Source organism: Zhongshania sp. (assembly GCF_041623545.1).
In the GTDB taxonomy this organism is placed as follows: Bacteria; Pseudomonadota; Gammaproteobacteria; order Pseudomonadales; family Spongiibacteraceae; genus Spongiibacter.
On record NZ_JBFJWS010000110.1, the window covers coordinates 1 to 9,744 of the forward strand.

Genomic DNA, 9,744 nt, shown 5'->3' on the forward strand with positions numbered 1-9,744 from the left:
ATTCAAAGAAAAGGGCCACGCTGTGGCGCTTTTTTCTCCCCATTATTTTGCTAGTGACGAGGGACAGCGATTTCGCGCCTTGCTGTTAGAGAACAGGCCGAAAAGTGTTGAGATATTTGTTGAAGGTATTGGCTTGGGGCCGTGGCGCGAGCCTTGATATCGTCGTTTATATGAAGCAGCTGGGCAAACGCATCAAATTGAATAGACGGCGATTTCGCCGTCATGGTGTTACTGGGCTGCCTTATCAATCTTAACGGGCAGAGCGCTCATTCGCGGTATGCCTGAGAAACGGTCATAACTGTCGTCGGTACTGACCAGTCTTGAGGTGTTGCTGCCACTTGCAAATAAACTGGCGGTGCTGTCGTCTTGCTCTATATCCCCAAAGGCGTGGGCCATAGATAGAATGCCGCGTTTGAGGCTTTTATCGGCATTGGCGATACCGATAATTTTATTGTGGGCAGATGCAATTGTAATGTTATCTCCCTCTTCTATCCCAAGCTCGGCGAGGTCATCGGGATGCATAAACGCAGGATTGAATGGGCGTTTGGCTTTAACGAGCCTTGGTAAATCGCGCAGTGATGAGTTGTAGGCATTCTTCATGCGGCGGCACACGAGTTTGTACGGGTAGCCCGCTAAGGCTGTTGTTTCCTGTTGCACGGTGGCCAGCTCGGCCATCATGTCGGTGTTTCCGACGTCTAAGCGCGCGTCGCAATCTTCGTTTTTGGCTTGTGCAATAATCGCTTCGGGAAAGAGTGCGCCGTTAGGATGTTGCTTGATCTCTGTGAGCGAAATACGTGAGCGATTGCAAAGTATTTCAAAGATCTCGTCAGTAGTTGGTTTGTTGACCATATCGAACATCACAAAGTCGCGATCTTCCCGGGTAGTCGCGGTTTTGGATTGAAGCGAGTAGGCAAACAAGCCTATACCGAGGCGCTGGGCGAGGCCGTAATAAAACTCCCACTCCTCGATTAAATCGGAATCTGCGGGTGGCTCTACAAGCGCTGGAGCGTACATCCCGAAGGGCTCGCACAAACCCCAGTGGTAAGAGAAGTTTTCGAGTTGCTCAACGGCCAGTGACATCGTTGGCACCTCAATGCTCACCTTGGGGGCGATAATATAGTCGGCTAGTTTCGCCGTTGCTGACATTTTAATGTCGACGTGGACGAGCAATTCCAGCGCCTTCATTGCGGCAATGGTTTTCTCTTGGTCTGGCCACGCGGCAACCGGGTTGCCGCCATTTATGATTAGGGCTTTAACTTGGCCCTTGCCCTCCAGCAGAATTTCGTCGGCCAGCGCGGCGGTGGGCATACCGCTGGCGCTTTGGGCCAAACCGCGCACCCGCAGCTTCTCTCCAAGATTGGCGTAAGCAGCTGGCGCAACCGCTTCGGCTACCGGGGTGGCCCTAGGCAGCAATACGCCGGGGTTGGCGACGGCTTCGCCTGCGCGCAAAAATCGGCCGCACAGGGTATTCATGCATAACATTAAATATTCGACGAGGGAGCTGTGACCGGACATATTGGCACCCGTCAAACCAGTCGCTACGCCGCGTTTGGCATTGGCGAACAAGCGCGCGGCGTCGATAATTTGCTGTTCTGGCACGTCCGCTCTGGCTGCGGCAAAGGCCGGGGAAAAGGCTTCAACGGCGGCGGCCAGATCGGCAAAACCGGCCACGTTATCGGCGACAAACGCCTCGTCATAAAGTGCCTCGTTGATAATGACGTGGAGCATTGCTGCCAGCAGACTACTATCTTCGCCAGGGGTTGGGCGCAAATGAATGTGAGCTCTTGCCGCCGTTTCGCTGCGCCGAGGGTCAATAACAATAAGCTTCATGCCGTCTTTTAATTTGTCGGTTAGGCGTCTCGCGGGGTTTTGACTGGGAATGCCGCCAGCAATTGACACTAAGGGGTTGCCACCAAGCATCAGCCATACGTCAGCGTCGGCAAAGGCCTGAGGTCCCGCTTTCCATTGCCCTAGCATGGCGTTGGCGATGTCTTTGCCCGGTTGGTCTATGGTGGCGCTGGCGAAAATCATTGGTGAGCCCAGCGAGGCAACCAGCGACCCCAACATCGGTGGGGCGGCGGGGTAGGGGCCGGAGTAAGTGCCAAAATAGGCCGCTAATGATCTGGGGCCATTGGCATCGATAAGTGCTTTTATTTTGTCAGCAATTTCATCCATTGCCTGCTCAATCCCAATGGGCGCAAAGCTGCCGTCGGCTTGGCGTTTCATTGAGCTGAGTAGGCGGTCTGGGTGGTTAATATGCTCAACCGAGGCTTGTCCGCGACTGCAACAGAAGGCGTGATATGTCGGGCTGGCCTTGTTGCCGGTGACCTTTATTGGCTTACCGTCTTCCATTTCGACGGTGATGGGACAGGCCGCGTGGCACATTCTGCAAATCGACGCGTGTTCGGTTCGTGTTGTCATGCGGTGGTCTCGGCTTGTTTGGCGATAGCTGCGGCAATATAGGTGAAATATAAGGTGGCTTTTGGTATAAGACAAATTGTGAGTTTTTATAAAAGATATAGATATGACTGATATATTGAGAGCCGACCTCAATCTACTAAAAGTGCTGGATGTGCTTCTGGACGAACGCAGCGTTTCCCTTGCGGCAAAGCGCCTGCATGTGACCCAGCCCAGTGTCAGCTATACCTTGCAAAAACTACGGGAGCTATTTGACGACCCGCTGTTTATCCGCGCTCAGCGCGGGCTTATTCCCACGGCGCGCGCGGAGGCCTTGCGGCCATCGATAAAGCGTTTGCTCAATGACGCGCAAACCTTAATCAAACCGCCGGAGTTTAGGCCTGCTCAGGCGGAGTTTACCTTTTCGGTATCGGCTAACGACTACTTGCAAATTGCCTTGCTAGCACCTTTGATAATGGCGGTTCGTGAATTATCGCCCAGGGTGAAGATCGCGATTTACGACCTGAGCGCAGAAGCAGCAACGGAGAGGATGCGGCGGGGCGATCTCGATATGGTATTGACCTTTCCAGAGGAGCTGGCAGCTGATTTTTGTAGCCGACGGCTGTTTCGAGATAACTACGTTGGTGTCGTTAGCCGCGACCATCCGCTTAAATCAAAATCGGTGTCGCTTGATCAGTTTTTGCGTTACGACCAGGTCATTGTGTCACCAACTGGTTTTGCTTTTGAAGGCCCGCTATACCGCGGCCTACTTGATTCCCCTTTAATGGAAAAAATTGCGGTTACTTCCCCGAGTTTCGGCATTCTTCCCCGCCTTTTGGCCGGGGGCGAATTGGTAGCCATGATTCCTCGACGATTGTTGGCGATGATGACAAGTGAGCTGCGCGAAATAAACATTGCGGCCGAAATGCCCGCCCTCGATGTGATTGCCGCCTGGCACCCGCGCGTAGATCACGATCCGGCCCATCAGTGGCTGCGCGGCATTTTGGGCCGAGTTGCTGCGGAAAGTTAAAGCGAGTCATCAAAAGAACCGAAATGTGGCCCTTGCGCTATATTCATTGTAGGTTTTTGCGGTTTACGCCAGTGCTGGTAAATGCTCTTGAGTTTTTGTAGAGCAGCCCAATATCTTTTAAAGATACAGCGTTATTGTCATTGGCTAATTGGGAACAGTCTGATGTCTGAAGAGAAGAATCATGAGAACGTACTAGATGGTGAAATGATGAGTGGCGATGAGCGCGGCACCGGTTTGGTGATTCCCGACAGTGTCATGCCCTCTACCTTATACCTGCTTCCTGCCCTAAAACGACCCTTTTTTCCTGCGCAAGTACAACCAATTTTATTAGATATTGCTTTGTGGGGAGAGACCGTAAAGCGCGTCACTGATAAGCAGCAGCAAGCTCTTGGCCTGCTTTACTGCGGCGAGCTTGACGACGCTAATGAGTGGCGACCAGATAAGCTCCCGACCGTAGGTTGTGCGGCCCGAATTCATCAGATTCACCAAGAGAAAGGTACCGCGCAGATCGTGGTGCAAGGTGTGAAGCGTTTTCGCATTCGGCGGTGGCTGAGTAATAAGCCACCATTTTTAGTTGAGGTCGACTACCCAGACAATATTGGCGAGCGCGATACCGATGAAGTTAAGGCCTACGCCATGGCCATTATCAAGGCAATAAAAGACCTACTTGCGATCAACCCGCTGTACAGCGAAGAATTGAAACAGTACCTCAGCCGCTTTAGCCCCAATGAGCCTTCGCTCCTCGTGGATTTTGCGGCGGCGATTACCAGCAGTGCTAGCGGCGACGATCTTCAAGAAATTATGGAGACCATACCGCTGCTAGGTCGTATGGAAAAGGTGCTGCAGTTGCTGGCCAAAGAGCGTGAAGTTGCGCAGCTGCAGGGCCGTATTAGCAAGCAAGTAAACGAAAGTATTACCGACAGTCAGCGCAAGTTCTTTTTGAAGGAGCAGCTTAAGGTCATTCAGCGGGAGCTCGGTATCTCTAAGGATGATCGGTCTGCAGACGCGGATCAGTTCCGCAAAAATTTAAAGGGCAAGACATTACCCGCAGCGGCACAAAAACGCGTTGATGACGAAATTAATAAGTTAGAGGTGCTCGAGAGCGGCTCTCCAGAATACGCCGTGACCCGTAATTATTTAGACTGGCTTAGCCAATTGCCGTGGGGGGTATACTCGTCCGACCGTCTTGACCTCAAACACGCCCGCAAAGTCTTAGCAGAGCATCACCACGGGCTCGATGATGTGAAAGACCGCATTATTGAATTTCTCGCGGTGGGTAAATTTAAAGGCAGTGTGGCTGGCTCTATTGTGTTGTTAGTTGGGCCGCCGGGGGTGGGTAAAACCTCCATAGGCCGTTCTATTGCCGACGCCTTGGGGCGTAAATTTTATCGCTTCAGCCTTGGCGGAATGCGCGACGAAGCAGAGATCAAAGGGCATCGGCGCACCTATATCGGCGCCATGCCGGGTAAACTGGTGCAAGCATTAAAAGACGTTGAAACCGCAAACCCCGTTATTATGCTCGACGAGATCGACAAGCTCGGCACCTCGTTTCAAGGTGATCCAGCGTCGGCCATGTTGGAAGTGTTGGACCCTGAGCAGAATAGCGAATTTCTTGACCACTACCTTGATCTGCGTTTTGACCTCTCCAAAGTATTGTTTGTTTGTACCGCCAACCAGCTCGATAGTATTCCCGGTCCTTTGTTAGATCGGATGGAAGTGATTCGGCTTGCCGGTTATTTGGGAGAGGAAAAATTAGCGATTGCCAAAAAACATTTGTGGCCGCGACTGCTGCAGCGCAATGGCATAGGCAAGCAGCAGCTCAGTATTAATGCTGCGGCACTGCGCCATGTCATTGATGGCTACGCCCGTGAAGCCGGAGTGCGAGGCTTAGAAAAGCAGCTTGGCCGTATTGTGCGCAAGGCCGCAGTGAGTTTACTGGAAGACGGTGTTAAGAAACTGAGCATTGGGCGCGACGACGTTGAAAAATTACTTGGTAAACCCATTTTCAAAAAAGAAAAGCGGCAGCGCGGCGTTGGTGTAATGACAGGCCTTGCGTGGACCGCAATGGGCGGGGCAACGCTAGCAGTCGAGTGCTCGCGTATCCATACCTTGAGTCGCAGCTTTCAGCTTACGGGGCAGCTCGGTGACGTGATGAAGGAGTCGGCGACAATTGCCTACGGTCATATTATGTCTAATCTGGAGCGTTTCGGCGCTGACCCCAAATTTTTTAATGAGTCAATGATTCACCTTCATGTGCCAGAGGGCGCGACACCCAAGGATGGCCCGAGCGCGGGTGTCACTATGGCTTCCGCACTGCTATCGCTAGCGCTAAATAAAGCGCCAAAACCGGGTTTTGCTATGACCGGTGAATTGACCTTGACTGGTCAAGTGCTGCCGGTGGGGGGGATTCGCGAAAAGCTAATTGCGGCAAAACGTATCGGTATCAAAAAAATCATACTTCCGGAGGACAATCGTCGTGACTACGACGAGCTGCCGGCATATGTGCGCAGCGGTATTGATGTTTATTTTGCTGAGCACTTTGATGATGTCCGTGAGGTGTTGTTTAATTAAGCTTAACTCGACCTAACGTGATCTCCGTCAACGGGGGTGAGTTAGGTCGCCAACTCATATCGCAATCTAATTGCAAGACTAGGTGAATGAATGTGCGGCGCATTTGAACAGCACGGTATAGCGATGCATAAATGGGCCGCGATATTAGCCGATTGGCCAGTCAATGATATCGGCAGAAAAAATATCCGTCCCACTGATTTGGCTGCAACCCTTGATGCGCAGGGCCATGCGCTGCGCAAGTGGTCGTTGCTTCCGCGCTGGTCAAAAGAGCCAAAACTAAAGTTCGCCACATTTAATGCCCGCGCTGAAACACTCACTGAGAAGCCGACTTTTCGCGATGCATGGCGCCGATCGCAGCGTTGTATTATTCCCGCCTCGGCCTATTTTGAATGGCCGGTATTGGATGGGAAAAAGCAATGTCACCGATTAGCTAGGGATGACGGCGAAGGGATTTTATTTGGTGGGCTTTGGGAGACGTGGCAACAGGCAGAAATACAGCTTGAGACCTTTACGATCATTACCACTGCTGCGGCAAGGGATATTGACTGGGTTCACCCGCGCACCCCGTTGTTAATTGACGTAGAGCATATTGATCAATGGTTAACGGCTTCGCCAGAAGAGGCTGGGCATTTGCTGCGGCCAAGGCATAACACTGGCTTGCAGGCTTGTGCGGTGCTTAGCCCTAAAGAATGTTAAGGCGCCATTTGTCTGGTGCGTATTACGTTCTTCTCTGATTTCGCTTTTGACTTCCCTCTGTTTTTTTAGGTTTTGTGGTCGCTTAAAATCTCATACCGGCTCTTGGCGGCGATTATTGTTAATAACACGGGCATTAATTTATTCCAGTCGGTGTCTGTCACTTTGAAAAAGCCATAGGTCGCGAGTGCCAGCCAGCCCGGTGGGCCAATAAGCTGCGCAATGGTCGCCGATAAGCCTGTATAGGCGGCGTAGGGCAGGGTGATACCTACCGCGTGGGTAGCAAAGCCGAGGGCGGTGGTGGCACCAGCGTACACAGCATAGCCCGAGGCATTGGCCAGGGCTAAAACACTCGCTGCGGTGCGAAGACCGCCAATCTCTCGACTTTTGATTCCCGCAGCTTCCCACATTGGGGTGGCATTAAATTCTTCAGTAAAAAAGCGGTCCCGCTGCGGCGGGTTCATTCGCGCTAGTGCCGCGACGATAACAGCTTGGGGAATATAGCGCTCAAAATCATCTACTGAGGTGCAGTGCTTATGAATGCCGAGCTTCTTGGCTGCACCAGTGAGTAAGGCCTCGTAAGTTGGGCAAGGCATGTCCATGTTGCTGTCTTTCATTACGAAGCGCTTTAAATTGCGTTTAATGCTGTGTCTTGTGCGGGAGTGGTAAAGCCAGCGTATTTGTTTGGTGATGGCCGCAACCGAAGCTGTGTCTTCGTCAAGGTCACAGAGAATGGCCAGAATGCTTATGTCGCGTTCGTCCCAGCTAGCTAAGATCGACTTAAGCTCCGTCTGATTTTTCACGTTTCTTTCGTTCCAGCATTATTTCTGCTCGGGAGCGCAAAGGCGTGTTATTGCGCAAAGCGTCGAAGCCATCATGTTGTTCGATGGGTTTTGGTGCTGCGGTTTTAGGTTTGGCTGAGTCATTGCGCTGAGTCCGAGCGACTTTAGCTGCCTTGGCTATTTTACGTTCGACAAGCCACAAGTAGCCAAGCCCAGCGGCCAGCCAGCCTAACCAGCGAAAATAAAAGGCGAGCGGCGCAAGCTCGAGTTGCTCAGTTGCTTTAAAAAATGCGAATGCCTCCGAATGAATTAGATTCACCGCCAATACCGCCAGCACGGTAATGATGAGGCCGAGTGCGCGCTGTCGTATATGGCGCCGCCAAATCATATACAGCACGCCGCTACGCAATAAGGGTATCAACATTAAAAGTGACCTAGGGTGAGCGCGGCTATCAGCGCGGCAAGGCTGTAATTCTTCAGCTTTCCCCGCAATTTAACTTCTTCATCGTGTACGAGAATCTCCAGCTCCTCGGGGCCCAATTCACCGGGTGTGATGCCTTTCATCGCCAATTGCTTCTTGGCGTTGGTGATGGCGCCCTCGCGGATGCGCGAGCGGTATTTAGCGAGTAGTTTGTCTTTGGCTTGCGTAATCATGGGCGTTTCAGGTTTGCTCGTCTTTACCAGTGCATTGCTACATTCTAGCTCGCTGAAGCTGGCTTAGCGACCGGCAGCGCGGAATGAAAAATGGCGAACTGAGATCAGTTCGCCATTTACATAGGTAGTGCCAAAAGCGTCAATGTGAGCGTCGACGCCTTATTAAGGACTTTGTCAGCGACTAAAAGTCATAGACTACGCCGGCAAAGAAGTAAGCACCATTAAAGCCAAACGGCGCTGAGCGGCGGGAGTATTGAAACACGCCCGGGGAGCTAACAAAGACATTGCCGCTGCTGTCGGCGATTGTGCCGGCGCGGGTCTGGCCAATGTTATTCTTGTCAGGTGTTTCATCGAGAATATTATTGCCGCCGACATTAATCGTAATATCGTCTTTCAGGCGGTAACTTAAATTAACATCAGTGAGAACCTTCGCGCCAAAGGTCTGCCGGTTGGCTGCCCCGGTACAAGAACCCTCACAAACGGTGTACTCGCCGTAGCGATTAAAGGCCAGCACGGCAGTGAAGCGTTCGAGGGAGTAATTGAAGCTAAGATTGATACGATCTTTTGGCTGCCATTCCTCAATAATTGAAATGTCCTGTGCGCTAAAGACATCAGAGGGGTTGAGCGTTGCCAGTCCGCCACCGGCAAATACTTTTGTTACTTCTGTTTCAGTAAAGTTGGCCGCAAATGAAATTGCCAAATCGCCCGCACCAGCCGCCATGGCGTAGGTGCTCACAATATCCACGCCACTGGTTTCCGTGTCAGCGCCGTTGAGGAAGAATTGAGCGCTGCTGGCACCGGCTGCTGCCAAGGCGGCGGTCAGATTTGGATCGCCGAGTGAGGAAGTTAAACCACCGCTAATAACGATACGGTCCTTAATGTCAATTTGATAGGCATCGACGGTGATCGTTAAGGCATCGACTGGCTCCAGTACGACACCAAAGCTTAAGTTCACCGACTCTTCTTCTTTCAGCTCGGGAATACCAATGGCCTTGGCAACGGCGCTGTCGTTGCGGAAGGTTCCCCGCTCTTGCGCGGTGAGCCCTCCAGAGCCGTCTGATACAAACTGAGTACTAATATTATTGAAGTATTGCTGTTGCATAGACGGTGCTCGGAAGCCGGTGCTCGCGGCGCCCCTAAAGCTCACTCGGTCTGTTGCCCGAAAACTGCTGGCCAGCTTGAAGTTAGCGGTTCCGCCGAAATCATCGTAATTATCGTAGCGCAGCGCGCCACTTACTAGCCACGTGTCGGAGATATCGTATTCGGCATCCGCATACAGCGACCAAACATCGCGACTCTCATCCAATTCGTTGCCTGGCTGGAAGCCGGGAAAGACCTGAATTCCGGCAGCGGCGTCGGCGGCATACAATGAATTGCCGTTGGCATCGGTGTCGTAGTCAAAATAGGAGTATTCTTCGCCGGCCTTAATCTCATAATCATCGCGCCGCAATTCCGCCCCCCAGGCTAAACTCCAAGCCCCAAGTGGCTGCGTGAAATCGAGATTAATGGTTTGCAAGCCAAGGCTTAGCTCACCGGCATCGGCGGTCCGCGATGCGTTTGCGCGAATAGCGGCATCGCTCTGACTCTGTCCGTAGCGCATGTGGTTTATAAACGACG

General features: G+C 52.2%; 8 protein-coding genes. 3 read left to right on the plus strand and 5 right to left on the minus strand.

The genetic code is table 11. From position 1 onward, the window contains the following. Positions 1-228 precede the first annotated feature (228 nt). Positions 229-2,421, minus strand: coding sequence for a molybdopterin-dependent oxidoreductase (locus tag ABYT30_RS11035; RefSeq protein WP_373079587.1), 2,193 nt, complete (start codon positions 2,419-2,421; stop codon positions 229-231). Between the two features lie 103 nt (positions 2,422-2,524). On the opposite strand from ABYT30_RS11035, the gene ABYT30_RS11040 reads away from it, so the two are divergent. The 3 genes from ABYT30_RS11040 (at position 2,525) to ABYT30_RS11050 (ending at position 6,694) form a co-directional block, all read left to right on the plus strand. Further along, complete coding sequence (locus tag ABYT30_RS11040; RefSeq protein WP_373079589.1) at positions 2,525-3,427, plus strand: LysR family transcriptional regulator; 903 nt, start codon at positions 2,525-2,527, stop codon at positions 3,425-3,427. Positions 3,428-3,589: 162 nt separating this feature from the next. Continuing rightward, positions 3,590-5,998, plus strand: coding sequence for an endopeptidase La (gene lon / locus ABYT30_RS11045; RefSeq protein ID WP_373079591.1), 2,409 nt, complete (start codon positions 3,590-3,592; stop codon positions 5,996-5,998). A gap of 90 nt (positions 5,999-6,088) precedes the next feature. Continuing rightward, complete coding sequence (locus ABYT30_RS11050) at positions 6,089-6,694, plus strand: SOS response-associated peptidase (protein WP_373079592.1); 606 nt, start codon at positions 6,089-6,091, stop codon at positions 6,692-6,694. Between the two features lie 65 nt (positions 6,695-6,759). Here ABYT30_RS11050 and ABYT30_RS11055 read toward each other — a convergent pair whose 3' ends face one another. The 4 genes from ABYT30_RS11055 to ABYT30_RS11070 all read right to left on the minus strand — a co-directional run. Beyond that, entirely contained in the window at positions 6,760-7,494 is a 735-nt protein-coding gene (locus tag ABYT30_RS11055; protein ID WP_373079594.1) for a hypothetical protein, read from the minus strand. Continuing rightward, a complete protein-coding gene (locus ABYT30_RS11060) occupies positions 7,472-7,897 on the minus strand; it encodes a hypothetical protein (RefSeq protein ID WP_373079596.1) in 426 nt (141 codons plus the stop codon). The genes ABYT30_RS11055 and ABYT30_RS11060 overlap by 23 nt, the downstream gene beginning before the upstream one ends. After that, positions 7,897-8,127: a hypothetical protein gene (locus ABYT30_RS11065; protein WP_373079598.1), complete on the minus strand. Its 231-nt coding sequence runs from the start codon at positions 8,125-8,127 to the stop codon at positions 7,897-7,899. The genes ABYT30_RS11060 and ABYT30_RS11065 overlap by 1 nt, the downstream gene beginning before the upstream one ends. Before the next feature lie 181 nt (positions 8,128-8,308). After that, a partial coding sequence (locus tag ABYT30_RS11070) for a TonB-dependent receptor plug domain-containing protein (protein WP_373096473.1) occupies positions 8,309-9,744 on the minus strand: 1,436 nt, incomplete at its 5' end.

What these genes read in the sequence shown, in the direction of transcription:
- lon (WP_373079591.1), top strand. Translation starts at nt 3,590, where the DNA reads ATGTCTGAAGAGAAGAATCATGAGAACGTACTAGATGGTGAAATGATG.
- ABYT30_RS11040 (WP_373079589.1), top strand. Translation starts at nt 2,525, where the DNA reads ATGACTGATATATTGAGAGCCGACCTCAATCTACTAAAAGTGCTGGAT.
- ABYT30_RS11050 (WP_373079592.1), top strand. Translation starts at nt 6,089, where the DNA reads ATGTGCGGCGCATTTGAACAGCACGGTATAGCGATGCATAAATGGGCC.
- ABYT30_RS11060 (WP_373079596.1), bottom strand. Translation starts at nt 7,897, where the DNA reads ATGTTGATACCCTTATTGCGTAGCGGCGTGCTGTATATGATTTGGCGG.
- ABYT30_RS11065 (WP_373079598.1), bottom strand. Translation starts at nt 8,127, where the DNA reads ATGATTACGCAAGCCAAAGACAAACTACTCGCTAAATACCGCTCGCGC.
- ABYT30_RS11035 (WP_373079587.1), bottom strand. Translation starts at nt 2,421, where the DNA reads ATGACAACACGAACCGAACACGCGTCGATTTGCAGAATGTGCCACGCG.